Genomic DNA, 23,411 nt, shown 5'->3' on the forward strand with positions numbered 1-23,411 from the left:
GTCATTGTGGGAGCGGGCTTGCTCGCGAAGAGGCCCTCTCAGTTGCAGCCTATTTCAGCCAACACCCCCGCCAACCGAACCCCACCCTCACGCCGACAATTAAGCTGCACCCACTCCAACCCCAACCAATCAGCCATGCGCCGCAAGTTCAGCGCCAGCGCCTGCACGCCCTCCTCGTCCAGCCCGGGCGCTTCCTCGTGCACCGCGTGCACCGCCAGCCGCCCCAGGGCCCGTTCCGCCCGCAGGTCAACCCGAGCGGCGATGCGCTCGTTGTGCAGGAATGGCAGGACGTAATAGCCATACACCCGCTTGTGGGCTGGCGTGTAAATCTCCAGGCGATAGCGAAAGTCGAACAGCCGCTCGGTGCGACTGCGTTCCCAGACCAGCGAGTCGAACGGCGACAGCAAGGCGCTGGTCGCCACTTTGCGCGGGATTTTCACCCCGGGACGACACCAGGCCGGTTGCTTCCAGCCCCGGACCTCGCAGCGCAGCAATTCACCGGCCTCTTCCAGTTCAGCCAGGCGCGCGCGACTGTCAGCCGGATCGAGGCGAAAATAGTCACGCAGGTCCTTCTCTGTCCCCACACCCAAGGCCTCGGCGGCATGCATCAACAAGCCGCGCTGGGCCTGGGCCTCGTCCGGTAGCGCTTGTTGCAGAACGGCGGCGGGCAGCACCCGTTCCGGCAAGTCGTAGAGCCGCTCGAACCCCCGGCGTCCGGCCACCGTGACCTCACCCGCAGCGAACAGCCATTCCAGGGCATGCTTTTCGGCGCTCCAGTCCCACCAAGGGCCGGCCTTCTCCTGGCGCGTGGACAAGCTGCCCGCGCCCAGCGCGCCCTGCTCCCGGACCGAGTCCAGGACCCGGCGAATCACGTCCTGCCGCTCCTGGCCGAACCGAGCCAATTGCTGGTAGATCCCCTCGCCACGCGACGCTCGGTGCATGCGCCAGCGCATCAACGGATACATGGACATGGGCAGCAGCGACGCTTCGTGCCCCCAATATTCGAACAGCGTCCGACGTCGGCCCTGGCTCCAGGCCGCTTGATCGAGCAAATCGGGGTTGTATTGACCGAGACGGGAGAACAGCGGGAGGTAATGCGAGCGCACCAGCGCATTGACGGAATCGATCTGCACTACGCCCAGGCGTTCGATCAACCGGTTGAGGTGCGTGGATTGCACCGAAGCTGGCGGCGACCGCCCATTGAATCCCTGAGCGGCCAACGCCAGACGCCGGGCCTGTTTGAGGGTAAAGGACAGAGTCGCGGGCATGGAGATCTCCTTGTCTGCTCGCAACCTACCTCACCAATAAGGGGTTTGTGTAGGGAAGGATGGCTCATTTGTGCATTGGGTCATCCCAGAATGGTCGAACCACCTCCTGCTCTACGTCGGCGCGGCTGACGCCGATATCCTTGAGCGCCTCGTCGCTCATTCCGGCCAGCAGTTCGCGTTCATGGTGCAATTCGTACCAGCGGCTAAACTTGTGCAGCAGGCCGCTGATCGAGAAGCCATGGGACGAGAGTTTGTCTATCAGTAGATAACCTTTTTGACCTTTCATCGTGATGTCCTCCGTTGGGGATGGCTCAAGTCTCTCGCCAACGGTAAGATCAATCCAACGAATGTTTCTTATGCAATACATCTCGGAGATTGATCAATTGTCGAGTTACCCGAGTATCGATACGGAAGTGCTGCGTACCTTCGTCGCCATTGCAGACCAGGGCGGTTTCACTCGGGCCGGCGAACTGGTCAATCGCACCCAGTCGGCCGTCAGCATGCAGATGAAGCGGCTGGAAGAAGATGTATTGCAGCGGCGGCTGTTCGAACGTGACGGGCGTCAGGTCAAGCTCACCGCCGAAGGTCAGGTATTGCTGGGTTACGCCCGGCGGATCCTCAAGCTGCACAGTGAGGTATTCAATACCCTGCGCGAACCGCACATGGTCGGCACGGTGCGCATCGGCACGCCGGACGATTATGTGATGCGTTTTCTACCGGGGATCCTGCAGCGCTTTGCCCAGTTCTATCCCTTGATCGAAATTGAAGTGCACTGCGAATCGTCCAAGCAACTGCTGCTGCGCCAGGACCTGGACCTGTCCATCGTCACCCGCAAGCCGGGGGACGAGATCGGCCAGCTGTTGCGCAAGGAGCGATTTGTCTGGGCGGAAGCCGCGTGCTTCAACGTCCATGAGCAGACACCGCTGCCGCTGGCGATGTTCAACAGCGACTGCTTCTGCCGGCAATGGGCCTGTAATGCGCTGGATGCGATGGGCCGCGATTATCGCGTGGCGTACAACAGCTCGAGCCTGTCGGCACTGATGGCCGTAGTGGGCGCCGGCTTGGCCATCACTGCACAATTGGAAAGCCTGCTGACTCCGGACATGCGGGTACTGGGCGAGGCCGAAGGCCTGCCGGAACTGCCCGAAGCCAGCATCATGCTGATCCGCAACTTGCACAACCCATCACCCATCACCGAGTGCCTGGCCGAGCACATCGTCGAAGGCTTCAAACTTTAAGAGCCAGCAGCACCGCACACAGCACCAGAAAACCGCAGAACAGCCCACGCAACAGCCGCTCCGGCAACGCGTGGGCAACTTTTACGCCCCAACTGATACTCAATAGCCCACCGACGGCCAGTGGCAGGCCGATACTCCAGTCCACTTCGTGATGAAAGGCATAGGTGGCGAGGGTCACGCCGGTGCTGGGCAAAGCCAGCGCCAGGGACAGCCCTTGGGCCACTACTTGCGTGGTGCCGAACAGGCTGGTCAGGATCGGCGTCGCGACAACGGCCCCGCCGACACCGAACAGACCGCCCATGGTTCCCGACACCGCGCCCAGCACAGCGAGCCATGGCCAGCCATAACGCATCTGCGCAGAAGGTGGCGTGGTGGCTGCGAACATCCGGACCAGGTTGTAGAGCGTCAGCACGATCAGGAACGCCACGAAGCCCAGGCGCATGCTCTGCGCATCGATCCCGACGGCCCAGATCGAGCCAAGCCAGGCGAAGCAGAACCCCATGCAGGCCAGTGGCAGCACATGGCGCATCTCGATGCGATTGCGCTGATGGTAGCGCCACAACGCGAGCATCACATTGGGCACCACCATGACCAGTGCAGTACCCTGGGCCATCTGCTGGTCGAGGCCGAACCATACCCCCAGCACCGGAATCGCGATCAACCCCCCACCGATCCCGAACAATCCCCCCAATGTGCCCAACAAGGCGCCAAACACCACGAACACCAGACTTTCGATCACAGACCATTCCCCTTCACCAAGGCGTCTATCCTACGCATTCCGGACAAATGGGGAAATGTAACTTCTGTTCAGGACGCCAGAATTATCTGGCGCATTAAAGATTCGCCCGCTAGATTTAGCGTTCATTGAATGAAGGTTTTGCCATGAGTACCCAGCGCGACACCCCCGAAGCCTGCGCAGCCCTGCTGCTCGACAATCAGGTCTGCTTCGCCTTGCACTCCACGTCACTGCTGATGACCAAGGTCTACAAGCCACTGCTGCAGGCCTTGGGCCTGACGTATCCGCAATACCTGGCGATGATGGTGTTGTGGGAGACGGACGGTTTGACCGTCGGTGAAATCAGCACACGCCTGCTTACCGACCCCGGCTCGTTGACACCACTGCTTAAACGCCTGGAGGCTGAAGGCCTGTTGAGCCGCACTCGCAGCCGGGAAGACGAACGCGTGGTGATTGTCGAACTCACCGCAAAAGGCCGCGCCCTACGCGAAAAAGCTCTCGACATTCCCCAATGCATCCTCGCCGCCAGCGGCCAGACGCTGGAGCAGTTGAAAAAGCTGCAAGAGGACCTGCAGGCGCTGCGCGGGAATTTGCAAGACAGCCTCTGATCACGCATCCACTGCTAATCGTCGGATCGCCGAATCAACGCCCGGAGCCCGCTCGCTCCCACAGGGACCAAGCCAGCCTCAGGTGCTGTTAACACCACAGATCCAATGTGGGAGCGAGCTTGCTCGCGATGGCGGCAGTCCTGCCCCCAAGAAGCAATTACCCATCAAACCCTGAAAAATTTTTCCCCTCCTGAACGGCTCTAGATCAAGGGTTTCGAGCCCCTTCTTCTACGGCATTCGAAAAATCTCAAAAATTTATCTTGCGCACTAAACATTAGCGCTATACATTCTCTTCACACCTACTTAGCGCGCAAATATTTAGTGCAAATAAACCACCCAGAAACGAGGCTCTGATCATGCAAACTCTCTACACCGCAATCGCAACTTCCACTGGCGGCCGCGACGGTCGTGCGATCTCCAGCGACAACATCCTCGACGTCAAGCTCGCCACGCCCAAGGAACTCGGCGGTGCAGGCGGTGCAGCAACCAACCCTGAACAACTGTTCGCCGCCGGTTACTCGGCCTGTTTCATCGGCGCGTTGAAATTCGTTGCCAGCCAGAGCAAGCGCAAGATCCCTGACGACGCTTCGATCACCGCCCATGTCGGCATCGGCCAGATCCCTGGCGGTTTCGGCCTCGACATCGACTTGCACATCAGCCTGCCAGGCCTGGACCAGGCCGACGCGCAAAGCCTGGTGGATGCGGCTCACCAGGTCTGCCCGTACTCCAACGCCACCCGCGGCAATGTCGATGTGCGCCTGCACGTGACCGTCTGAACCAGCGACCCGAATTCGAACTCAAGGAGATGCACATGAAAACGCTCAGCAAAGTCTTGACCGGTACCCTTCTGGCCCTCAGCGTTGGCAGCGCCTTCGCCGATAACATCGTGGAACACAACACCCAGGCGTTTCTCGATGCACTGAACGCCGGCACCGGCAAGCCGTTGGAACAACTCTCGCCCAAAGACGCCCGCGCCGTTCTGGTCGGCGCCCAGGCGGGCGTGAAACTGACCTTGCCCAAGGCTGACGTCAGCGAGAAGACCATCCAGGTCGATGGCCAACCGATCAGCCTGACGATCGTCCGCCCGGCCGGGGTCAAGGGTGAGCTGCCCGTGTTCATGTTCTTCCACGGCGGTGGCTGGGTACTGGGAGACTTCCCGACCCACGAACGCCTGGTTCGGGATCTGGTGGCGGGCTCGGGCGCCGTCGCGGTGTTCGTCAACTACACGCCGTCACCCGAGGCGCATTACCCGGTGGCAATCAACCAGGCCTATGCGGCAACGAAATGGGTGGCCGAGCACGGCAAGCAGATCAACGTCGACGGCAAACGCCTGGCGGTGGTGGGTAACAGCGTCGGTGGCAACATGGCGGCGGTCGTAGCGCTGATGGCCAAGGACAAAGGGACGCCAGCGATCCGCTTCCAGGCCCTGTTGTGGCCGGTGACCGACGCCAGCTTCGAGACGGCGTCCTACAACCAGTTCGCCGAGGGACACTTCCTCAGCAAGAACATGATGAAGTGGTTCTGGGACAACTACACCACCGACGCAGGCCAACGCAACGAGATCTACGCCTCGCCACTGCGTGCCAGTACCACCCAGCTCAAAGGCCTGCCGCCCGCGCTGGTGCAGACTGCAGAAGCCGACGTGTTGCGTGATGAAGGCGAAGCCTATGCCCGCAAGCTCGACGCAGCCGGGGTTCCCGTCACGGCGGTGCGCTACAACGGCATGATCCATGACTACGGCCTGCTCAACGTCGTCAGCCAGGTGCCGGCGGTGCGTTCGGCGATGTTGCAGGTGTCCGAAGAGCTTAAACAGCACTTGAAGTGATGGGACCAGCCGCAACCTTTGTGGCGAGGGAGCTTGCTCCCTCGCCACAGGGTCCACTGCCGATTCCAGACAGCAGAAATAAAAAAGCCCGACTCAATGGTCGGGCTTTTTCATGCACAAGACTTCGCTTATTTAGCGCGGCCTTTGTAGGAACCGCCTTCGCGGGTATCGATCTCGATCATGTCGCCGATTTCGATGAAGTCAGCCACCGACAGCTCGGTGCCGTTCTTCAGTTTGGCAGGCTTCATGACCTTGCCGGAAGTGTCGCCGCGAGCGGAACCTTCGGTGTAGTCAACCTGACGCACGATGGTGGTCGGCAGCTCTACGGAAACCAGGCGCTCTTCGAAGAACACGGCTTCGCAGACGTCGGTCATGCCTTCTTCAACGAAAGGCAGAACGCTTTCGATGTCTTCGGCGTTCAGCTCGTACATCGTGTAGTCGGTGGTGTCCATGAACGTGTAGGTGTCGCCGCTGATGAAGGACAGGGTCGCTTCTTTGCGGTCGAGGATCACGTCGTCCAGTTTGTCGTCCGCACCGTAGACGGTTTCGGTCTTGTAACCGGTCAGCAGGTTCTTCAGCTTGGTCTTCATGATCGCGCTGTTACGACCCGACTTGGTGAATTCAGCTTTCTGAACCAGCCAAGGATCGTTGTCGATACGAATCACTGTACCGGGTTTGAGTTCTTTACCAGTTTTCATTGCGAATATCCGAATTTGGATGGGAATGACAAAAATCTAGGCCGCGTATCATATCCAATTTCCATAAAACTTCACCAGCGCCGCGGCAAGATCCGGCCGCGAGGCCTGTTCCAGACACCAGACCTGGGCATGTTTAGCGAGTTCCGGCTGCTGTTGGCGGGCAGCTTTCCAGTGTCCGGTCATGTCCTGGCCGGCATTCCAGGCTCGCCAAAGACCGCTGATCGCTTTTTCCGCCGGCTCCGCCAGGCCCCGGGTGTACAGCCTGAGAAACGCCTCGAGTTTTTCCAGGTGAACGTCTTCCTCTTGCTGATAGATGTGCCAGAGCATGGGCCGGCCGGCCCACTGGGCGCGTACGAAGGAATCTTCGCCACGCACCGCATTGAAATCACAGCACCACAGCAACTGATCGTACTGATCCTGCCGGATGAACGGCAGCACTTGGACCGTGAGGGCACCACGCCGATGCACCGCTCCGGCCTTCAGGTCAGCGACCCCGAGCCAGCGCTCTACGTCCCCCAGCACCCGACCTTCGGGAACCAGCACCTGAAAGGCCTCGTCGCCCGTCGCCATCGCGTCGAACCAACTGGCCAGGCCAGTATTTTCGTAGGCGAAGAGCGAAATCAGATACGCATCCGGCGCTCGATCGACGCCCAATCCTTGCAGGAAATTTCGCTGCGCCTCGGCATCCTGCTGAAATTGCCGACGGTGCTCAAGAAGCCCCGCCTCCCGCAGCAAACCGCCCGTCCCCTCCTGGAAGCCCGGGAAAAAAAAGTACTTCTGCACGTGTTTGTATTTGACCGAAGGCAAGCCATGACAGCCCACCACCCAGTCCTCGGCGCTCAAATAGTCGAGATTCATCCACAATGGCGTAGTCTGGCGCTCGGCCATCGCGTCCATATAGACACCAGGCAGTTGGCAGGCGAACGCGGCAATCACCACATCCGCGGCCTCGGTAGGCGGCCAGGTCTGGGGCCAATGTCGTACCTGCACACCCTGCTGCCACTGCTCGTCAAGGCTGGCGTCGATCCCTGGACAGAGCCGTTCGAAGGCCCGCAGGTCATCCACCCACAGCCGTACCGTGCAATGATGCTCGGCCACCAGTTGCCGAGCCAGGCGCCAGGTGACGCCGATGTCGCCATAGTTATCGACAACGGTGCAAAAAATATCCCAGCGCACGGTCATTCCCGACTCCTTGTGGCAAATGCCCGATTGTCCCGAATAAACCTGTGATGCAGAAGAGCCGACGGCGATTAATCTTCATGCGACAATCAGGCCTGTCCACGATCCTGCCAGGAAGCAGCCATGCCCGATCACTCGCCTGCCCCGTACCTTTCAGCCCTGAAGCTGACCGTCAGCATTGCCCTGGGCCTGTGGCTGGGGTTCCTCGCCATCGTATTGACCGGTTGGCTGCTGTCCAGATTCCTGTTCAACGAACAACTGGCGCCGGTGGCCGCCGCCGTCCACCAACTGGCGCAACCACCCGCGGTGCAACCGCCGCCCGAAGCACCGACGCCGATGTTCGAGCAATACCAGCAGAACCTGCAAAGGAACGAGCAGCGCCAGGCCCTCGATCAAGCCCGCAACAATCCCCGCAACCTGTCCAACCCCAAGTGCCAGTTCTGGCTGCAACAGGACCAGAACGCCGCCAGTGAAAAAAGCCGCGCCAACGTCCTTCAGTTCTGTGAATGACTATGAACAAACAGACCGTTCACCAGTTGATCCTGGACAAGCTCAAGATTGACCTCGATATCGCCGAACGCGCCGCCCAGACCGCGTACGAAACTGCGACCCACGAAGAGAACATCGCCGAGAACAAATACGACACCCTGGGCCTCGAAGCGTCTTACCTGGCCGCCGGCCAAGCCCGGCGGGTGGAAGAAATCCGTCAGGCCCTGGCGCTGTGCCAGAACCTGACGCTGCGGCCTTACGATGCCCGGCGCGGCATCCAGGTTGGCACGTTGATCGCTCTGGAGGATGAGGACGGTCGCGAGCAGTGGTTGTTCCTCGGACCGGACGCGGCGGGACTGAAGATCGCGCTGGTGGGGCAGCCGATCACCGTCATCACCCCTCGCTCGCCGCTGGGCCGAGGCTTGCTGGGCAAGTTCGAAGGGGATGAAGTGGAGATCGTCGTGGCGGGCGCCCGGCAACAGTTTGCTGTTACCGAGGCGATCTAGCACAAGCCTTAATGAACCGGCAGTTCGACCCCGTCGAACAGCTCTTCGAGTTCCTGCTTGTTGTGGCACTGGATGGCCTTGGCCATGACTTCCCGGGTCAGGTGCGGTGCGAACTTCTCGATGAAATCGCACATGAAGCCTCGCAGGAAGGTGCCGCGCCGGAAACCGATCTTGGTCACGCTGGATTCGAACAACTCGCTGGCATCGAGCACCACCAGGTCATTGTCGAGCTTGGTATCGACGGCCATTTTCGCCACGATCCCCACGCCCAGCCCGAGGCGAACGTAGGTTTTGATCACGTCGGCGTCGGCGGCGGTGAACACCACTTTCGGCGTCAGGCCACGATGGCTGAAGGCTTCGTCGAGCTTCGAACGGCCGGTGAAACCGAATACGTAGGTCACGATCGGGTATTCGGCCAGGGCTTCGAGGGTCAGTTTCGGCAGTTTGGTCAACGGGTGGCCCTGGGGCACCACCACGCAGCGGTTCCAGCGATAGCACGGCATCATCACCAGATCCCCGAACAGCTCCAGGGCCTCGGTGGCGATGGCGAAATCCACTGTGCCGTCGGCCGCCATCTCGGCGATCTGCATCGGCGAACCCTGGTGCATGTGCAGCGCCACGTCCGGGTATTGCTTGATGAAGTTGCTGATCACCGGAGGCAATGCGTAGCGGGCCTGGGTGTGGGTCGTGGCGATCGACAGGGTGCCTTTCTTCTCGTTGGAGAATTCCTGGGCGATCTGCTTGATGCTTTCAACTTTGCGCAGGATCTCGCCGGCCGTGGTGATGATGCGCTCGCCGGCAGGGGTCACGCGGGTCAGGTGCTTGCCACTGCGGGCGAAGACTTCGACGCCCAGTTCATCTTCCAACAGGCGGATCTGCTTGCTGATGCCGGGTTGCGATGTGTAGAGGCTTTGAGCAGTAGCGGAAACGTTGAGGTCGTGGTGCGCCACTTCCCAGATGTAGCGCAGTTGTTGAAGCTTCATATGTATCCCTCAAAGCAGTTGGACGCCACGGGCATCAGCGGCGGTATATAACTATATGAAAGGTTTGGACAATAAATCTAGAACTTTTTATAGAATGCCATCATTTAGCCTCAAACCTCGCCCTGGCGCCGGCGCTGCACCAGCGGCACCAGGTAGACCGGCACACGGGATAACTGCAATACCCGCGCAGCGGTCCTGCCCAACGGCGTCTCACCGCTGGCCCCCTGACAATGACTGCCTACGATCAGCAAATCGACCGAGAGTTTCGCAGCCTGCTCCAGAATGACCTGCGACGGATCACCCTGGTACACCCTGACCGATTTGATCAACTGCAGATCCTGCTGCCCTTCCCCCAGCTCTTCGCGAAAGCTGTCGAGCACTCGGTGTTCGATATTGGCCATCACCGTATTCAGACCCTGGCGATGAAATTCGTTCAACGCCTGCTCGTCGAGATAGCTTTGCAACACCGACTCGGCAAACAACCCCATCGGTTCTACCGCATGCACCACATACAACTCGGCTTTAAACGTCCGTGCCAACGCCAAGGCATGCTGCATCACATACGGGGCATAGAGCCCCAGGTCTGTGGCGTACAGCATCGAACGAATCATGTGACCTCCTCGCGAGCCAGAATGGCGGAGATTGATTCAGCTTAGCAGCGCCTCGGAGAGCGCGACGTGCCGCTTGCGGTCTCGGACCAAGGGCAATCAAGGCGTCACTTCGTTGCTGATGCCATGGGGCACATGACCGGTAGCAACCACCTCCCGGGCCAGTTCACAGTGACCGGTCTGATCGTCGAAAAACACATCGGCGGCGAACGCTTCGAGGAAGGCCGATTTGGTCAGGCCGCCGAGAAACAATGATTCATCCAGACGAATATCCCACTCGCGCAAGGTCCGGATGACTCGCTCGTGGGCCGGTGCCGAACGCGCCGTCACCAGCGCCGTGCGGATGGGACAGGCATCTTCGGGAAATTCGCGTTGCAGGGCATTGAGCGCCGCGAGGAAGCCCTTGAACGGCCCGCCACGCAGCGGCTCGCGTGCGGCCTGGCGCTCGCTGGCCTGGAACGCGGCCAGGCCACCCGCCTGATAGACACGCTCCGACTCATCGGAAAACAGCACCGCGTCGCCATCGAAGGCAATGCGCAATTCATCGCTGGCGGCCCGGCTGGCACCACCTGACAAAATGGTCGCGGCGGCAAATCCGGCCTCCAGGGCGCTGCGCACGTCCTCGGCGTGGGTGGACAAAAACAGATCGCAGCCAAACGCCTTGAGATACGGATAAGGGCTGCGACCGCCGACGAACGCGGCCCGCGAAATCGCCAGGCCATAATGATGGATTGAGTTGAACACCCGCAGGCCCGTGTCGGCACTGTTACGCGAGACCAGGATCACCTCGACCCGGGCCCGTCCCAGATGCTCGTTGAGGTTCAAGAGTTTTTGCACCAGGGCAAACGCGTCCCCGGGCGCCAGCACTTCGTCTTCATGCTCGATCTGGTACTGCCGGTAGGCCTCGACGCCACTGGACAGATACACCTTGTGGCTTTCGCTCAGGTCGAACAGCGCCCGCGAGGAAATCGCCAGCACCAGTTTGTCGTCGATATTGTTTGCCATGTCATCTTCTCCGCTCGCTCAGCGATTGCGTCGATCCATGAATCCCAACGCCTGGTACAAGGCTTCGATTCTTGGCAGCTCGCACCCCGCCGCTTTTGCCGCCGCCAGTGGCCTGCCGTAGATGGCCTCCAGTTCCAACGCCCGCCTGTGGGAATAGTCGTGATACATGCTCGGCCAATAATCGGGCATCTTCTCGGTCATCGTGAACAGATACCCGGCGTAGCCCGGGGCGATGTGATGCCCACAGGCCAGTGCGCCGCGTACCACTTCCTCCATCAGGGCCTGGATAAGCCCACGGCTATGCTCGTCGGCCATCAAGGGCGTGGTGCTGGCCCCGAGCAGAACCGACAAGCCGTTGTAGGGCACGTTCCACACCAGCTTCTGCCAGCGGGCCTGTTGCAGGTCGGGCATGGCCTGGGATTCGATGCCGGCGCTGCGAAACAGTGATGCCGCGGCCTCGACGACTGCCATGCGCGCCGCCTGATCACTGCAAGGGCCACTGTGATAACCGATGTTGACCGCTCCGAGTGCCTGATGGGCGACAACGCCGGGGCCAACCCGATGCACACAGACCAGGCACAAGCCGCCCAACAGGTGCAGGGAGTCGGGCAGCAACGGCCGCAGGTGTTCCTCGACATCCAGGCCGTTCTGCAACAACAGGACTCTTGCCCCGTCCGCGGCAGCCTGGATGATGGCAGGGGCAAGATCGGCATTGCTGGTGGTCTTGGCGCCGACCAGCAGCCAGTCGCAGGGTGGCATGTCAGCCGCCGAGCGATAGGCCTGGACCGGGTTGAGGGTCAGCGCGCCGTGGACCGCGCTGTCGACCTGCAAGCCGTTGTCAGCCACCGCGCCGAATTCGCTACGCAGCAAAAAGTGCACATCGAAACCGGCGCGCGCCAGCATCACCCCGTAGAACCCGCCGATCGCCCCGGTGCCGATCATTCCGATCCGCGGTTTAGCACCTGCCTGCATCTTGCCACTCCCCTGATAAACGACCCTGGCACACTATCGGCGCGAGCGGCACGGCATGCAATCCTCATTACACCCGGTTACGAATCTGCATGTTGTCGCGGTTTCCGGCTCATTCCCCTGACAACAGGGGATTAAACCCGCCCCTGCCCATTGTCGAGCAACCTCGTAACGCGATAAGGTTCGGCTCCCCGACGCGCTTAAATCCGCTGTGCACCGCCGCGCGGGGATCGCTGGCGGCCGGCACCCGTGACCTGACGAGTAACACGATGGCTGATTTACCGATCAACGACCTTAACGTCGCCTCCAACGAGACCCTCATCACGCCTGACCAGCTCAAGCGCGATATCCCCCTGAGCGACGCTGCCCTGCGCACCGTGACCAAGGGCCGGGAAGTCATCCGCAACATCCTCGACGGCACTGACCATCGCCTGTTCGTGGTGATCGGGCCTTGCTCGATCCATGACATCAAGGCCGCCCACGAGTACGCCGAACGCCTGAAAGTGCTGGCTGCGGAAGTCTCCGACACCTTGTACCTGGTGATGCGGGTGTATTTCGAGAAGCCTCGCACCACCGTCGGCTGGAAAGGCCTGATCAACGACCCTTACCTGGATGACTCCTTCAAGATCCAGGACGGCCTGCACATCGGTCGCCAGCTGCTGCTGGACCTGGCGGAAATGGGCCTGCCCACCGCTACCGAAGCCCTGGACCCGATCTCCCCGCAATACTTGCAGGATCTGATCAGCTGGTCGGCCATCGGCGCGCGCACCACCGAATCCCAGACCCACCGCGAAATGGCCTCTGGCCTGTCGTCGGCAGTGGGCTTCAAGAACGGCACCGACGGCGGCCTCACCGTCGCCATCAACGCCTTGCAGTCGGTGTCCAGCCCTCATCGTTTCCTGGGCATCAACCAGGAAGGCGGCGTCTCGATCGTCACGACCAAGGGCAATGCCTACGGTCACGTGGTGTTGCGCGGTGGCAACGGCAAGCCGAACTACGATTCGGTCAGCGTCGCGCTGTGTGAACAGGCCCTGAACAAGGCGAAGATCAAGCCGAACATCATGGTCGACTGCAGCCACGCCAACTCCAACAAGGACCCGGCGCTGCAACCGCTGGTGATGGAGAACGTGGCCAACCAGATCCTGGAAGGCAACCAGTCGATTATCGGCCTGATGGTCGAAAGCCACCTGAACTGGGGCTGCCAGGCGATCCCGAAAGACCTCGCCGACTTGCAGTACGGCGTCTCCATCACCGATGCCTGCATCGACTGGAGCGCGACCGAGAATACCCTGCGCAGCATGCACGCCAAACTCAAGGATGTACTGCCCAAGCGTCAGCGAAACTGATCGGCCCTCTTCAACACATCAAATGTCGCGCAATAAAAAACGCCGGGCTTCTCAGCCCGGCGTTTTTTATTGGGGAATCCGTTTTATCAGAGCTTCGCCGCGTGCCGCTGATGACGCTCCATGTAGCGTTCCACATAGGAGCAGGACGGGATCACGGTGTAGCCCATTTCTTCGGCGTACTGCAGCGCCCGTTCGGTCAACGCCGCCGCGATGCCCCGGCCACGCAAGGCGTTGGGCACGAAGGTACGATAGATATCCAGGGTCTGCTTGCCCAGGTCCATATAGGTCAGATAGGCACGATGACCGTCCACATTGGTCTCGAACTGATGACCAGCCTGGTCATGGTGGATGGACAACGCCTCGCTCATCACTACTCCTCGCGGGTCTTAATATTGACCCCTACCTTACCGATGTTTTTCCGGCGAAGGAACCTCTACGCCACCCCGTGCCTTCCTGGTCACCGAGCGCAAAAAACCGAACCGCTCAAACCCGAGCACGTCGTGAATAGTAGGCACCAATGACGCAAATGCTCAAGGCATGCCTGCCATCGAACGGCTAACCTCGTCGGATTTATCGATTGCGCGCCGTCGTGGTGCTGCAAGCGGTCACGGTGCAATAGCCGAACATCGCCAGTTGTTGAGTCTTGAGACGAGCAGCGGCAGTTAAAGTCACCGCCTACAGCAATAAAAGAGGCCTTGGAGGTTGCGCAAAAAATGTACAAAAGTGTAGGCAAATCAATAAACAGCGACACTAGCGGGCGTTGAAGAGTTCCACTCGATTGCGGAACTTTTCTTCAGCGGAACGCTCCATTCACGGGCTGGCGGCTGTATATTTTTTAAACAACACTAAGAAAAGTTGCTTGAAAAAGAATCACCGCCTACAATTTTTTTGCTTCTTGCGCTACGTCAGTTTACTTACTACAAGTAATGGGTAGTATGTACGCCGGCTAACTCCCCAGTCTGGGGAGACAGTCACTAATAGAAAGTCCTTGAAGGGGAACACGATGAACAACGTTCTGAAATTCTCTGCTCTGGCCCTGGCCGCAGTTCTGGCTACCGGTTGCAGCAGCGCATCGAAAGAAACCGAAGCACGTCTGACTGCTACCGAAGACGCAGCAGCTCGCGCCCAAGCTCGTGCAGACGAAGCATACCGTAAAGCTGATGAAGCTCTGGCTGCTGCTCAAAAAGCACAACAGACTGCTGACGAAGCTAACGAGCGTGCTCTGCGCATGCTGGAAAAAGCTAGCCGCAAGTAATAGTCCTTCGGGATTGTTATCGAGCCGACCCATTCTTGGGTCGGCTTTTTTATTGCCCGGTGTTTTCCCCAGGCCATAAAAAAACCCGCCGGCGTCGCGAAATGCCGGCGGGTTTCCTCAAGACGGTTACTGCTGCAGGTCGATCGACGGCGCGCTCGAGACCATCGGGGCCGAGGTGTTCGGAACAGCGACCTCGACCGGCAAGCCATCTTCGGCAGCCACCACGTCCCGCACTACATCCCAGTTCATGCGCAGGTTGCTGGTGATGTCTTCACGCTTGAGCATCGCGTTGATCACCGCGGTGTGTTTGTCCACGACCGACGGGTTGCCCTTGTCATCCAACGGTGTATGGGCTTCCAGGTAAACCTTGCCGCCGCTCACACCCAGCTTGTAGGGGTCATTGATGATCCGTACCGACGTGCCCACCGGCACCATCCCGGCCATCTCCAGCACGTTGTTGTTGAACATCCGGAAGCAACCGTGGCTGGTGCGCATGCCGATGCCGAACTTCTTGTTCGAGCCGTGGATCAGGTAGCCCGGGGTGCCCAGGGTGAACTTGAACGGACCCAGCGGGTTGTCGGGGCCGGCCGGCACGACGTTGGGCAGTGGATCACCGTCAGCGGCATGCTCGGCCTTGATCGAGGCCGGCGGAGTCCACGTCGGGTTCGGCGTCTTGGCGATGATGCTGGTGTGGGCGATCGGCGAGCCCCAGCCTTCACGTCCAATCCCCAGCGGGAAGGTGTAGACCACATTCCGGCCCTTGGGGAAGTAGTAGAGACGGTATTCGGCGAGGTTGATCACGATGCCCTCGCGCGGGCCCGGCGGCAGGATGAAACGGGTCGGCAGCACGATCTCCGTGCCAGCACCCGGCAACCACGGGTCAACCCCCGGGTTGGCGGCGACCATCTCGCTGTAGCCCAGGTCGTAGGTGGTGCCCAGGTCAGCGAAGGTGTCTTCGTACTTGGCCTTGATGACCTGCACCTGGCCGACAATGTCTTCGCCCGGCGGTGGCAGGGGCAGCTCCAGTGCTGCAACGGGGCCTGCCATACACAAGGCAGCAAGAGACAGGCAGCGGGCGACGGCAGGCAAGCGCGGCAACATCCGGGAAATCCTTCGCAGATCGAACAGAGGGAATGAAAGCGGCGATTGTACACCGCAGGCAGTTATTACGGGGAGAGCGGCGTTGGCGTGTCCGATGTGCAGCAGCCTGAACGTTGCGTCCACCTCATGTGGGAGCGGGCTTGCTCGCGAATGCGGTGTATCAGGCAATGAAGAATTATCTGGAACGCCCTCTTCGCGAGCAAGCCCGCTCCCACAATGTTCATTGAGACTGGATGATCACAACTCGAACCGCAACTCCGGCCAGATCGGGGAAGTGCCGCGCTTCTGGGATTCGAGGATCGCCCGGCACAGCGAGCACAGGCGATGGTCCTGGAAGATCCGCCGATCAACGCTCGACCAACGCGGCTGGGCTGGCAAGAGGCTGCCGCAGAGGGTCCGGTCGGCCGAGCCGCCAAGTTCCAGCTGCCGCGTCACCAGGTGCACCCGCACTTCCTGGCAGGCGAACAGATCCAGCTGTTCGTCAGGCTCGATCAGTTGGTAGGCAAACAGGGACCAGGCGGGACGCGGCATCGGGGGCTCCAGATCGGGGGCGCCACATTAGCCGAAAGCCTGCCACTAGAAAAGCGTCAAAGCAGCGGTTTGAGCGTCGGCCAGACATTTTCCAGCAACTTGCCCTGGGCGGCGACGGACGGGTGCAATCCATCGCCTTGCATCATCCCCGCAATCCCTCCGACATCCTTCAGGAAAAACGGCACCAGCGGCACGTTTTTCTCATCTGCCAACGTGGTGTAGACCTTGGCAAACGCATCGGTGTATCGCCGTCCATAGTTGGGTGGCAGTTGCATGCCCAACAGCAACACCTTGGCACCGCTGGCGCGGGAGCTGTCGATCATCGCTGCAAGGTTTTGTTGCAATTGTGTTGGCGGCTGTCCGCGCAGGCCATCGTTGCCTCCCAGTTCGAGGATCACCAGGTCCGGCTTATGGGCTGCAAGCAGCGCCGGCAGGCGTGCCTGGCCTCCGGCGCTGGTGTCGCCGCTGATGGAGGCATTGATCACTTTGTCGTCAAAACCCTCGGCCTTGAGCCGTTGTTCGAGCAACGATACCCAGCCTTGTCGGGTATCCAGGCCGAAAGCCGCGCTGATACTATCGCCAACGATCAGGACTGTACCCGCCGCTGCGTTCTGGACCATGCATATCAAGGCCAGGCCGGCACTCAAAAACCACACACGCATCGGATTCTCCATGGGCTCAAGCATTCTCACCGCGACGGACCTTAGCAAAGTGGTCTCCAGCGCGGAAGGTGAACTGACCATCCTGCACGAACTCAGCCTGGAACTGAACAAAGGCGATAGCCTGGCCATCGTCGGCGCTTCCGGTTCCGGCAAATCCACCCTCCTGGGCCTGCTGGCCGGTCTCGACCTGCCCAGCAGCGGTGAAGTGACACTGGCCGGCCAGGCCCTCAGCGCACTGGATGAAGACCAGCGGGCGCGGATCCGCGCCGAGCATGTCGGGTTCGTCTTCCAATCGTTCCAGTTGCTCGACAGCCTCAACGCGCTGGAAAACGTCATGCTGCCGCTGGAGTTGGACGGGCGCAAGGATGCCCGCGAACGCGCCGCCGAACTGCTGCAACGGGTCGGCCTGGGCCAGCGACTGACTCACTCGCCCCGCCAGCTTTCCGGTGGCGAACAGCAACGCGTGGCGATTGCCCGTGCCTTTGCCGCCGAACCCGACGTGCTGTTCGCCGACGAGCCCACCGGCAACCTCGACAGCCACACCGGCGAGCGCATCAGCGATCTTCTGTTCGAGCTGAACAAGGAAAGCGGCACGACCCTGGTGCTGGTCACCCACGATGAACGCCTGGCCCATCGCTGCCGGCGCCTGATCCGACTTGAAGCCGGCCAGATGGTCGCGCCCCTGGAGCCTTGATGGCACGCTTGCCGCTGTTGCGCCTGTTCAGTCTTGCTGTCCGTCAATTGCTGCGCGATGCCCGCGCCGGCGAACTTCGGGTGTTATTCTTCGCCCTGCTGGTGGCGGTGGCGGCAAGTACCGCCATCGGCTACTTCGGTGCCCGTCTCAATGGCGCGATGATGATGCGCGCCACCGAGTTCCTCGGCGCCGACCTGCTGCTCGAAGGCAGCTCGCCTGCCCGCTCGGAACAGATCCGCAGCGGCACCGAACTGGGCCTGGAACACGCCCGTGTGGTGGAGTTCTCCAGCGTCGTCGCCACTGACAATGGCATCCAGCTTTCCAGCGTCAAGGCCGCCGATGACATCTACCCGCTGCGTGGGGAACTGAAAAGCGCCCCCGCCCCGTTCGCCCCGGAAGAAACCGGCGGACGACCGAACCCTGGCGAGGCCTGGGTCGAAGCCCGGCTGTTGACCGCCCTGGACCTGAAGATCGGCGACAGTATCGATGTCGGCAACCAGACCCTGCGCCTGAGCCGGGTGCTGACCTACGAGCCGGATCGCGCCGGCAACTTCTACAGCCTTACCCCCCGGGTCCTGATCAACCTCAAGGACCTGGACGCCACTGGCGTGGTGCAACCCGGCAGCCGCGTCAGCTATCGCGACCTCTGGCGCGGCCCGGCGCCCGCATTGCAAACCTATCGTGACCTGATCAAACCCGGCCTGGAGCCCAACCAGCGCCTGCAGGATGCCCGCGATGGCAATCGACAGATCGGTGGCGCCCTGGGCAAGGCCGAGCGCTACCTGAACATGGCCAGCCTGGTGGCGGTGTTGCTGTCCGGGGTCGCCGTCGCACTCTCGGCCAACCGTTTCGCCAGCCGACGGTTCGACGCCAGTGCGCTGCTGCGCTGCCTGGGCCTGTCGCGCCGGGAAACCATGGTGCTGTTCAGCCTGCAACTGACCGTGCTGGGCCTGTTGGCCAGTATCAGCGGCGCCCTGCTCGGCTGGATTGCCCAGTTGGGCCTGTTCGCGCTGTTGCATGACCTGTTGCCCACTACTGTTCCACCCGGCGGCCTGTTGCCGGCAGTCGCCGGAATCGGCACGGGCCTGGTGGCATTGGCCGGGTTCGCCCTGCCTCCCTTGGCCGCGCTGGGCCGGGTGCCGCCGTTGCGGGTGCTGCGCCGGGACATGTTGCCAATCCCTTCCAGTACGTGGATGGTCTATGGTGCCGCGCTGGGTGCCCTCGGCCTGATCATGTGGCGCCTGAGCCTGGACCTGGTCCTCACCTTCGCCCTGCTCGGTGGCGGCGTCGTTGCCGCGCTGGTGCTCGGTGGCCTGCTGTTGCTGCTGCTTCAAAGCCTGCGCCGCATGCTGGCTCGCGCTTCCCTGCCCTGGCGACTGGGCCTCGGCCAACTGCTGCGTCACCCATTGGCAGCCGCCGGCCAGGCCTTGGCGTTCGGCCTGATCCTGTTGTCCATGGCGTTGATCGCGCTGCTGCGAGGTGAGCTGCTGGACACCTGGCAAAACCAATTACCGAAAAACGCGCCGAACTACTTCGCCCTGAACATTCTCCCCAACGACAAACAGGCCTTCACCGACAAGCTGCTGGCATTGTCGGCGCAATCGGCGCCGCTCTATCCCGTGGTACCGGGGCGACTGGTCAGCATCAACGGCGAGCCGGCCAGCGAATTTGTCACCAAGGACTCAGCGGGAGACCGCGCACTGCAGCGGGACCTGAGCCTGACCTGGGCCGCGGATTTACCGGCGGGCAATGTCGTGACCGCGGGCACCTGGTGGCCGCAGCAACCGCCCGACGATATTCCGGGGGTTTCGGTGGAAGGCAAGGTGGCCGAAAACCTCAAGATCAAATTGGGTGACCGGCTGATCTTCAGCGTGGGTGGCGTGAATCGCGAAGCAAAGGTCACCAGCCTGCGAGAGATTAACTGGGACAACTTCCAGCCCAACTTCTTCATGATCTTCCAGCCGGGTACGCTGAAGGATCTGCCGGCGACATACCTGACCAGCTTCTACCTGGCAGCGGGTCACGATCAGCAGATTGTCGAGCTGTCCCGGGCATTTCCGGCCGTGACGATCCTGCAAGTCGAAGCCTTGCTCGAACAGCTGCGCAGCATCCTCGCCCAGGTCACCCTGGCCGTGGAATATGTGCTGCTGTTTGTGCTGGCGGCAGGGATGGCGGTGCTGTTCTCCGGCCTGCAAGCGACGCTCGACGAGCGGATTCGCCAAGGTGCGTTGCTACGCGCACTGGGCGCCGAGCGGCCGTTACTGGTCAAGGCCCGGCGCATCGAGTTCGGGCTGCTGGGTGCAGTCAGCGGGTTGCTCGCGGCCCTGGGTTCGGAGCTGGTCAGCCTGGTACTCTACCGCTACGCCTTCGACCTGCCCTGGCACCCGCATCCGTGGCTGCTGGTATTGCCGCTGGTGGGCGCCTCGTTGATCGGTGCAGCCGGGGTGTTTGGCACCCGTCGAGCACTCAATGCCAGCCCGCTGACAGTGTTGCGCGAGGGTTGATAGACTTGCGGCATCGCTATTACAAGAAGTCACCATGAGTCGTTATCGCCCTCCCCGCACCGCCGGCACCGCGCTGATCACCCCCGAGGGTGAGGCGCGGATGCGTGCCGAATTCCATGAACTGTGGCATGTGCGCCGCCCCCAGGTAACCCAGGCGGTCAGCGAGGCGGCGGCCCAGGGCGATCGCTCGGAAAATGCCGAGTACACCTACGGCAAGAAAATGCTCCGGGAAATCGACAGTCGCGTGCGCTTCCTTACCAAGCGCCTTGAAGCGCTCAAGGTTGTCACGGAAAAACCCAGCGATCCGAACAAAGTGTATTTCGGCGCCTGGGTCACCGTGGAGGATGAAGACGGCAAGCAATCGCGCTATCGCATCGTCGGTCCGGACGAACTGGATTTGAAGCAGAGCCTGATCAGCATCGATTCACCCCTGGCTCGGGCGCTGATCGGCAAGGCCCTGGACGCCGAAGTCCGCGTCCAGACGCCAACCGGAGAAAAGGTGGTCTACATCGTGGATATCTCGTACCCGTAATCGGCGCCCGTCGCTACAGCCGGACAGCTCAACGGCGGGTGATCAATCCCTGCCGGGCGACACGGGTCAATTGCCGGATCATTTCAGGAGCGTCCGCCGCGCTGGGGGACTGGATGACGGCCAGGTCGAAACTGTCACTGGCAAAACGTGCCAGGGACTCACCGTCTTCGACAAACTGGATCAGGAAAGCAGCGGGCCCGTGATGGCGGCGCGGCCAGCCATCGAGGTAGCGCAAGAGTGTTGGTTGGTGAGTACCGCCCAAGAGGATTTTCGGATTGCGTTGCACAAGGTTCGCCGTGATAGGCGCAAGACGTACAAGGGGGCTGGGTGCATTCATCGTGTCGTGTCTCTGCCTCAAAAGTCTGCATGGCAGGTGAGAGGCAACACCGAACCAGCGCTTTAGCGGTACTTCGAAGCCGTGTCTTTATGGCTTCTATCGGCAACTGTAGAAGTTGCCTGGCGCCCCGCAAGTAGCTGTTTAAATCGGCGCATGGGGCAATCGTAGAGAAGCTGGACGGTGAGTGTCAAGAATCGGCTTCTCCAAAAAAAACGGCGCCTCCCCTCCCAGGACCAGCGCCGTTTTTCTCGACCAAGCAAACTCAGCCAGCAACAGCCCGATCCACCGAAAGCTTCCCAGCCCCCTCGATAAACACCGCAATGCTCCCCGCCAGCAACGCCAGGGCAAACTCATAGCCATTGTTGGCCATGAACAAGCCGTTACCAATGTGCACCGAGAAGATCGCCACCAGCGAAAGAACAGCCAAACCCAATGCCGCCGGGCGTGCGAACAGGCCGATGATCAATGCCAACCCGGCGAAGAACTCGGTACCACCGGCCAGGGTCGCCATCACGTAGCCCGGAGTCAGGCCGATGCTTTCCATCCATTGCGCCGTTCCGGCCAGACCGTAGCCGCCGAACAGGCCAAAGAGTTTCTGCGAGCCGTGAGCGGCGAAGATGATGCCTACAACGATGCGCAGGACGGTCAGGCCGTAGCCGGCGCGGGTGAACAGTACTTTGTTGATCAACGAGCTCATGTGCATGCATCCCTAAGTATGTGGTTGTTGGTCGCCATATTAATCGATAAAGCTTGTTATAAAAGCTAGAAATTCGCACCATACCAATCGATATAATCGATTATTTTCGCAGAGCTACCTTTTGCTCCTGCGGTTCCAGCGATTCTCGCTCCCGGTCAAAGGCCAAGTAGTACTTGTTCACACTATTAACGTAGCTGACGGGTGCCATTCCCACCTGCTCCATGGCGATTCGCTCGACCTGGAAAAACCACTGGTTGGGGTTCAAGCCTCGCCGCCGGGCCTCGGCCCGCATGCCTTGGACGCGCTCAGGTCCCATGTTGTAGGCGGCCAGGACGAAGGCCATGCGTTCGCGCTCGTTGAGCTTGGGGCTGGCGAAGAACTTGCGGCGGATCATGGCCAGGTACTTGGCACCGGCCTGCACGTTGGCGTCCAGGTTCTGGATGTTGTCGACGCCCACGCGCTGGGCGGCCGACGGGGTGATCTGCATCAGGCCGGTGGGACCACCGCCGCCGCGGGCGCTGGGTTGCAGCGCCGACTCCTTGAAGGCCAGGGCCGCCAGGTTGAGCCAGTCCATGCCTTGGGCGTCGGCATGTTTTTGCAGTACCGGGCGCAGCTTCTCAAGGCGCTGGCGATCGGCCCGGGCCAGCGGGTAGTGAACTTGGTACAGACGGCGATAAATGCGCAGGAAAGCGGCATCCTCGTTAGCCGGCACCTTGTAGGCCGCCAGGAACCGGTCGATGCTTGCCCGCAGCATGGCGGCGTCGCGACGCACGAACCAATACTCGTCGCCCGGCTCGCCAATCAGTACCTGGCGGTCAAAGCGCAACTTGGGGAGGATCTTGCCCCACCGTTCAGCGATGGGCTGCTCGACGATGGTCAGGTGGAAAATCCCACCCTGGACCATTTCCAGCACATCTTCCACAGCCAGGGTCGGGTCGACCCATTCGACCTTCACCGGTGGCAACTTGAGCAACGCCAGTTTCTGGTTGATCTGGCTCACTGCATCCCCCGCCGCGCTGCCGTTGGGCAGGGCCAGGGTCTTGCCGGACAGTTGCTCCACCCGTGTGTATCGCTTCTCGCCCTTGATACCGACCAACAGCAAGGGCACGCCGGTGCGGATCGGATCGCTGGCACTGATCGCATAGCCGCCCTGGGGTTCGAGCAACTCACCCGGCGCCACGAGATCGCCCTCCCCGCGCTGCAACGCGCCGAGCAATTGATCCTTGGCCATGGGTATGATCTTGAGCGAGATCGCCTGACCATCCCGGGCGTGACCGTTAAGGTACTGTTCGAAAGCCCGCAGCCGGTGATATTCAACGCCGATGGGTTGGCCCTGGACCTCACCGGAGCTGTTGCGGCTCTGGTTGACCAGGACCTTGAGAACCCGGCTGCTGCGGATCTGTGCCAGATCGCGCACCGTGCCCGGCGCCACCGTTTGCATCGGACCAGGCAGCCGCGCTTCGGCCAGCATCGGCAACAGCAGCGAACAACACAACAGTAGCAATACCTGGGGACGTGTCATCCACTCTCCGGAAGGAATACTGCCGGCTTCAATCCTCTGACAAAAGAGATTGAAGCAACAGAAACAGAGCGCCTTGGGGCGCTGAAAAGTGCGCAAGACTGGCACAGTGATGGCCTTT

The 23,411-nt window shown here is 61.0% G+C and carries 27 protein-coding genes; 11 read left to right on the plus strand and 16 right to left on the minus strand.

What is annotated here, in order from left to right; translation table 11 throughout:
• Positions 1-38 precede the first annotated feature (38 nt).
• The gene (locus RGM2987_RS19575) at positions 39-1,268 is read right to left on the minus strand and encodes a winged helix-turn-helix domain-containing protein (protein ID WP_245144429.1); all 1,230 of its coding nucleotides are present in this window, start codon (positions 1,266-1,268) and stop codon (positions 39-41) included.
• A 64-nt stretch (positions 1,269-1,332) separates the two neighbouring features.
• Positions 1,333-1,554 (minus strand): DUF1127 domain-containing protein, encoded by a 222-nt coding sequence (locus tag RGM2987_RS19580; RefSeq protein ID WP_245144430.1) that lies wholly within the window; start codon positions 1,552-1,554, stop codon positions 1,333-1,335.
• A 97-nt stretch (positions 1,555-1,651) separates the two neighbouring features.
• Between RGM2987_RS19580 and RGM2987_RS19585 the strand changes: the two genes are divergently transcribed.
• A complete protein-coding gene (locus RGM2987_RS19585) occupies positions 1,652-2,506 on the plus strand; it encodes a LysR substrate-binding domain-containing protein (protein ID WP_245144483.1) in 855 nt (284 codons plus the stop codon).
• Here the strand turns inward: RGM2987_RS19585 and RGM2987_RS19590 are convergent.
• Positions 2,496-3,245: a sulfite exporter TauE/SafE family protein gene (locus tag RGM2987_RS19590; RefSeq protein WP_245144431.1), complete on the minus strand. Its 750-nt coding sequence runs from the start codon at positions 3,243-3,245 to the stop codon at positions 2,496-2,498. The two genes, RGM2987_RS19585 and RGM2987_RS19590, sit on opposite strands and share 11 nt — an antisense overlap.
• Before the next feature lie 143 nt (positions 3,246-3,388).
• Here RGM2987_RS19590 and RGM2987_RS19595 point away from each other — a divergent pair, with 143 nt between their 5' ends.
• The 3 genes from RGM2987_RS19595 to RGM2987_RS19605 all read left to right on the plus strand — a co-directional run bounded on the left by RGM2987_RS19595 (position 3,389) and on the right by RGM2987_RS19605 (position 5,675).
• Positions 3,389-3,850 carry a MarR family transcriptional regulator gene (locus RGM2987_RS19595; RefSeq protein ID WP_245144432.1) on the plus strand — a complete coding sequence of 154 codons (462 nt, stop codon included), beginning with the start codon at positions 3,389-3,391 and terminating at the stop codon, positions 3,848-3,850.
• A gap of 356 nt (positions 3,851-4,206) precedes the next feature.
• Positions 4,207-4,626 carry an organic hydroperoxide resistance protein gene (locus RGM2987_RS19600; RefSeq protein WP_003199389.1) on the plus strand — a complete coding sequence of 140 codons (420 nt, stop codon included), beginning with the start codon at positions 4,207-4,209 and terminating at the stop codon, positions 4,624-4,626.
• A 35-nt stretch (positions 4,627-4,661) separates the two neighbouring features.
• Positions 4,662-5,675 (plus strand): alpha/beta hydrolase, encoded by a 1,014-nt coding sequence (locus tag RGM2987_RS19605; protein WP_245144433.1) that lies wholly within the window; start codon positions 4,662-4,664, stop codon positions 5,673-5,675.
• Between the two features lie 128 nt (positions 5,676-5,803).
• Here RGM2987_RS19605 and RGM2987_RS19610 read toward each other — a convergent pair whose 3' ends face one another.
• Both RGM2987_RS19610 and earP read right to left on the minus strand, forming a co-directional pair.
• Complete coding sequence (locus tag RGM2987_RS19610; protein ID WP_003226785.1) at positions 5,804-6,373, minus strand: elongation factor P; 570 nt, start codon at positions 6,371-6,373, stop codon at positions 5,804-5,806.
• Between the two features lie 48 nt (positions 6,374-6,421).
• Positions 6,422-7,555 (minus strand): elongation factor P maturation arginine rhamnosyltransferase EarP, encoded by a 1,134-nt coding sequence (gene earP, locus RGM2987_RS19615; RefSeq protein ID WP_245144434.1) that lies wholly within the window; start codon positions 7,553-7,555, stop codon positions 6,422-6,424.
• Between the two features lie 120 nt (positions 7,556-7,675).
• Here earP and RGM2987_RS19620 point away from each other — a divergent pair, with 120 nt between their 5' ends.
• Both RGM2987_RS19620 and RGM2987_RS19625 read left to right on the plus strand, forming a co-directional pair.
• On the plus strand, positions 7,676-8,062 hold the full coding sequence (locus tag RGM2987_RS19620; protein WP_245144435.1) for a hypothetical protein: 387 nt from the start codon (positions 7,676-7,678) through the stop codon (positions 8,060-8,062).
• Positions 8,063-8,064: 2 nt separating this feature from the next.
• Positions 8,065-8,547 carry a transcription elongation factor GreAB gene (locus tag RGM2987_RS19625; protein WP_245144485.1) on the plus strand — a complete coding sequence of 161 codons (483 nt, stop codon included), beginning with the start codon at positions 8,065-8,067 and terminating at the stop codon, positions 8,545-8,547.
• An 8-nt stretch (positions 8,548-8,555) separates the two neighbouring features.
• On the opposite strand, the gene cysB is transcribed toward RGM2987_RS19625, so the two are convergent.
• The 4 genes from cysB to RGM2987_RS19645 form a co-directional block, all read right to left on the minus strand.
• The gene (cysB, locus tag RGM2987_RS19630; protein ID WP_003183769.1) at positions 8,556-9,530 is read right to left on the minus strand and encodes an HTH-type transcriptional regulator CysB; all 975 of its coding nucleotides are present in this window, start codon (positions 9,528-9,530) and stop codon (positions 8,556-8,558) included.
• Between the two features lie 110 nt (positions 9,531-9,640).
• Positions 9,641-10,141, minus strand: a complete 501-nt coding sequence (locus RGM2987_RS19635; protein ID WP_245144436.1) for a universal stress protein — start codon at positions 10,139-10,141, stop codon at positions 9,641-9,643.
• 96 nt (positions 10,142-10,237) lie between these two features.
• Entirely contained in the window at positions 10,238-11,143 is a 906-nt protein-coding gene (locus RGM2987_RS19640) for a 5'-nucleotidase (protein WP_245144437.1), read from the minus strand.
• Positions 11,144-11,161: 18 nt separating this feature from the next.
• Positions 11,162-12,115 (minus strand): putative 2-dehydropantoate 2-reductase, encoded by a 954-nt coding sequence (locus tag RGM2987_RS19645; RefSeq protein ID WP_245144439.1) that lies wholly within the window; start codon positions 12,113-12,115, stop codon positions 11,162-11,164.
• A gap of 266 nt (positions 12,116-12,381) precedes the next feature.
• Between RGM2987_RS19645 and RGM2987_RS19650 the strand changes: the two genes are divergently transcribed.
• On the plus strand, positions 12,382-13,458 hold the full coding sequence (locus RGM2987_RS19650) for a 3-deoxy-7-phosphoheptulonate synthase (RefSeq protein WP_245144441.1): 1,077 nt from the start codon (positions 12,382-12,384) through the stop codon (positions 13,456-13,458).
• An 86-nt stretch (positions 13,459-13,544) separates the two neighbouring features.
• Here the strand turns inward: RGM2987_RS19650 and RGM2987_RS19655 are convergent, their stop codons facing one another.
• On the minus strand, positions 13,545-13,826 hold the full coding sequence (locus tag RGM2987_RS19655; RefSeq protein WP_003183779.1) for a GNAT family N-acetyltransferase: 282 nt from the start codon (positions 13,824-13,826) through the stop codon (positions 13,545-13,547).
• 635 nt (positions 13,827-14,461) lie between these two features.
• On the opposite strand from RGM2987_RS19655, the gene oprI reads away from it, so the two are divergent.
• Positions 14,462-14,713 carry an outer membrane lipoprotei OprI gene (gene oprI, locus RGM2987_RS19660; RefSeq protein ID WP_011335311.1) on the plus strand — a complete coding sequence of 84 codons (252 nt, stop codon included), beginning with the start codon at positions 14,462-14,464 and terminating at the stop codon, positions 14,711-14,713.
• Positions 14,714-14,839: 126 nt separating this feature from the next.
• Here oprI and RGM2987_RS19665 read toward each other — a convergent pair whose 3' ends face one another.
• The 3 genes from RGM2987_RS19665 to RGM2987_RS19675 all read right to left on the minus strand — a co-directional run bounded on the left by RGM2987_RS19665 (position 14,840) and on the right by RGM2987_RS19675 (position 17,007).
• Positions 14,840-15,814 (minus strand): L,D-transpeptidase family protein, encoded by a 975-nt coding sequence (locus RGM2987_RS19665; protein ID WP_245144443.1) that lies wholly within the window; start codon positions 15,812-15,814, stop codon positions 14,840-14,842.
• 237 nt (positions 15,815-16,051) lie between these two features.
• The gene (locus RGM2987_RS19670) at positions 16,052-16,345 is read right to left on the minus strand and encodes a hypothetical protein (protein WP_042728326.1); all 294 of its coding nucleotides are present in this window, start codon (positions 16,343-16,345) and stop codon (positions 16,052-16,054) included.
• Between the two features lie 56 nt (positions 16,346-16,401).
• Positions 16,402-17,007 (minus strand): arylesterase, encoded by a 606-nt coding sequence (locus RGM2987_RS19675; RefSeq protein ID WP_245144446.1) that lies wholly within the window; start codon positions 17,005-17,007, stop codon positions 16,402-16,404.
• A 10-nt stretch (positions 17,008-17,017) separates the two neighbouring features.
• Between RGM2987_RS19675 and RGM2987_RS19680 the strand changes: the two genes are divergently transcribed.
• Genes RGM2987_RS19680 through greB form a run of 3 tightly spaced genes read left to right on the plus strand, consistent with a single transcriptional unit; the run spans position 17,018 to position 20,737 of the window.
• Positions 17,018-17,701 carry an ABC transporter ATP-binding protein gene (locus RGM2987_RS19680; RefSeq protein ID WP_245144448.1) on the plus strand — a complete coding sequence of 228 codons (684 nt, stop codon included), beginning with the start codon at positions 17,018-17,020 and terminating at the stop codon, positions 17,699-17,701.
• Entirely contained in the window at positions 17,701-20,205 is a 2,505-nt protein-coding gene (locus RGM2987_RS19685; RefSeq protein ID WP_245144450.1) for an ABC transporter permease, read from the plus strand. Before RGM2987_RS19680 ends, RGM2987_RS19685 begins: the two co-directional genes overlap by 1 nt.
• A 34-nt stretch (positions 20,206-20,239) precedes the next feature.
• Positions 20,240-20,737, plus strand: coding sequence for a transcription elongation factor GreB (gene greB / locus RGM2987_RS19690; protein ID WP_245144452.1), 498 nt, complete (start codon positions 20,240-20,242; stop codon positions 20,735-20,737).
• 28 nt (positions 20,738-20,765) lie between these two features.
• Here the strand turns inward: greB and RGM2987_RS19695 are convergent, their stop codons facing one another.
• The 3 genes from RGM2987_RS19695 to RGM2987_RS19705 form a co-directional block, all read right to left on the minus strand.
• On the minus strand, positions 20,766-21,074 hold the full coding sequence (locus RGM2987_RS19695; protein ID WP_245144453.1) for a class I SAM-dependent methyltransferase: 309 nt from the start codon (positions 21,072-21,074) through the stop codon (positions 20,766-20,768).
• A gap of 262 nt (positions 21,075-21,336) precedes the next feature.
• Positions 21,337-21,771: a DoxX family protein gene (locus RGM2987_RS19700; protein WP_245144456.1), complete on the minus strand. Its 435-nt coding sequence runs from the start codon at positions 21,769-21,771 to the stop codon at positions 21,337-21,339.
• A 100-nt stretch (positions 21,772-21,871) separates the two neighbouring features.
• Positions 21,872-23,293 carry a transglycosylase SLT domain-containing protein gene (locus tag RGM2987_RS19705; protein ID WP_245144458.1) on the minus strand — a complete coding sequence of 474 codons (1,422 nt, stop codon included), beginning with the start codon at positions 23,291-23,293 and terminating at the stop codon, positions 21,872-21,874.
• Between the last annotated feature and the right edge of the window lie 118 nt (positions 23,294-23,411).

Origin of the sequence: Pseudomonas sp. RGM2987 (assembly GCF_022952855.1) — a bacterium.
In the GTDB taxonomy this organism is placed as follows: Bacteria; Pseudomonadota; Gammaproteobacteria; order Pseudomonadales; family Pseudomonadaceae; genus Aquipseudomonas.

Coding starts and splice junctions, on each gene's coding strand:
- earP (WP_245144434.1), bottom strand. CDS start 7,555: ATGACCGTGCGCTGGGATATTTTTTGCACCGTTGTCGATAACTATGGC.
- RGM2987_RS19675 (WP_245144446.1), bottom strand. CDS start 17,007: ATGCGTGTGTGGTTTTTGAGTGCCGGCCTGGCCTTGATATGCATGGTC.
- RGM2987_RS19670 (WP_042728326.1), bottom strand. CDS start 16,345: ATGCCGCGTCCCGCCTGGTCCCTGTTTGCCTACCAACTGATCGAGCCT.
- RGM2987_RS19620 (WP_245144435.1), top strand. CDS start 7,676: ATGCCCGATCACTCGCCTGCCCCGTACCTTTCAGCCCTGAAGCTGACC.
- cysB (WP_003183769.1), bottom strand. CDS start 9,530: ATGAAGCTTCAACAACTGCGCTACATCTGGGAAGTGGCGCACCACGAC.
- oprI (WP_011335311.1), top strand. CDS start 14,462: ATGAACAACGTTCTGAAATTCTCTGCTCTGGCCCTGGCCGCAGTTCTG.
- RGM2987_RS19695 (WP_245144453.1), bottom strand. CDS start 21,074: ATGAATGCACCCAGCCCCCTTGTACGTCTTGCGCCTATCACGGCGAAC.
- RGM2987_RS19650 (WP_245144441.1), top strand. CDS start 12,382: ATGGCTGATTTACCGATCAACGACCTTAACGTCGCCTCCAACGAGACC.
- RGM2987_RS19645 (WP_245144439.1), bottom strand. CDS start 12,115: ATGCAGGCAGGTGCTAAACCGCGGATCGGAATGATCGGCACCGGGGCG.
- RGM2987_RS19680 (WP_245144448.1), top strand. CDS start 17,018: ATGGGCTCAAGCATTCTCACCGCGACGGACCTTAGCAAAGTGGTCTCC.
- RGM2987_RS19610 (WP_003226785.1), bottom strand. CDS start 6,373: ATGAAAACTGGTAAAGAACTCAAACCCGGTACAGTGATTCGTATCGAC.
- RGM2987_RS19665 (WP_245144443.1), bottom strand. CDS start 15,814: ATGTTGCCGCGCTTGCCTGCCGTCGCCCGCTGCCTGTCTCTTGCTGCC.
- RGM2987_RS19685 (WP_245144450.1), top strand. CDS start 17,701: ATGGCACGCTTGCCGCTGTTGCGCCTGTTCAGTCTTGCTGTCCGTCAA.
- RGM2987_RS19655 (WP_003183779.1), bottom strand. CDS start 13,826: ATGAGCGAGGCGTTGTCCATCCACCATGACCAGGCTGGTCATCAGTTC.
- RGM2987_RS19575 (WP_245144429.1), bottom strand. CDS start 1,268: ATGCCCGCGACTCTGTCCTTTACCCTCAAACAGGCCCGGCGTCTGGCG.
- RGM2987_RS19605 (WP_245144433.1), top strand. CDS start 4,662: ATGAAAACGCTCAGCAAAGTCTTGACCGGTACCCTTCTGGCCCTCAGC.
- RGM2987_RS19635 (WP_245144436.1), bottom strand. CDS start 10,141: ATGATTCGTTCGATGCTGTACGCCACAGACCTGGGGCTCTATGCCCCG.
- RGM2987_RS19705 (WP_245144458.1), bottom strand. CDS start 23,293: ATGACACGTCCCCAGGTATTGCTACTGTTGTGTTGTTCGCTGCTGTTG.
- RGM2987_RS19600 (WP_003199389.1), top strand. CDS start 4,207: ATGCAAACTCTCTACACCGCAATCGCAACTTCCACTGGCGGCCGCGAC.
- RGM2987_RS19700 (WP_245144456.1), bottom strand. CDS start 21,771: ATGAGCTCGTTGATCAACAAAGTACTGTTCACCCGCGCCGGCTACGGC.
- RGM2987_RS19595 (WP_245144432.1), top strand. CDS start 3,389: ATGAGTACCCAGCGCGACACCCCCGAAGCCTGCGCAGCCCTGCTGCTC.
- RGM2987_RS19625 (WP_245144485.1), top strand. CDS start 8,065: ATGAACAAACAGACCGTTCACCAGTTGATCCTGGACAAGCTCAAGATT.
- RGM2987_RS19640 (WP_245144437.1), bottom strand. CDS start 11,143: ATGGCAAACAATATCGACGACAAACTGGTGCTGGCGATTTCCTCGCGG.
- greB (WP_245144452.1), top strand. CDS start 20,240: ATGAGTCGTTATCGCCCTCCCCGCACCGCCGGCACCGCGCTGATCACC.
- RGM2987_RS19580 (WP_245144430.1), bottom strand. CDS start 1,554: ATGAAAGGTCAAAAAGGTTATCTACTGATAGACAAACTCTCGTCCCAT.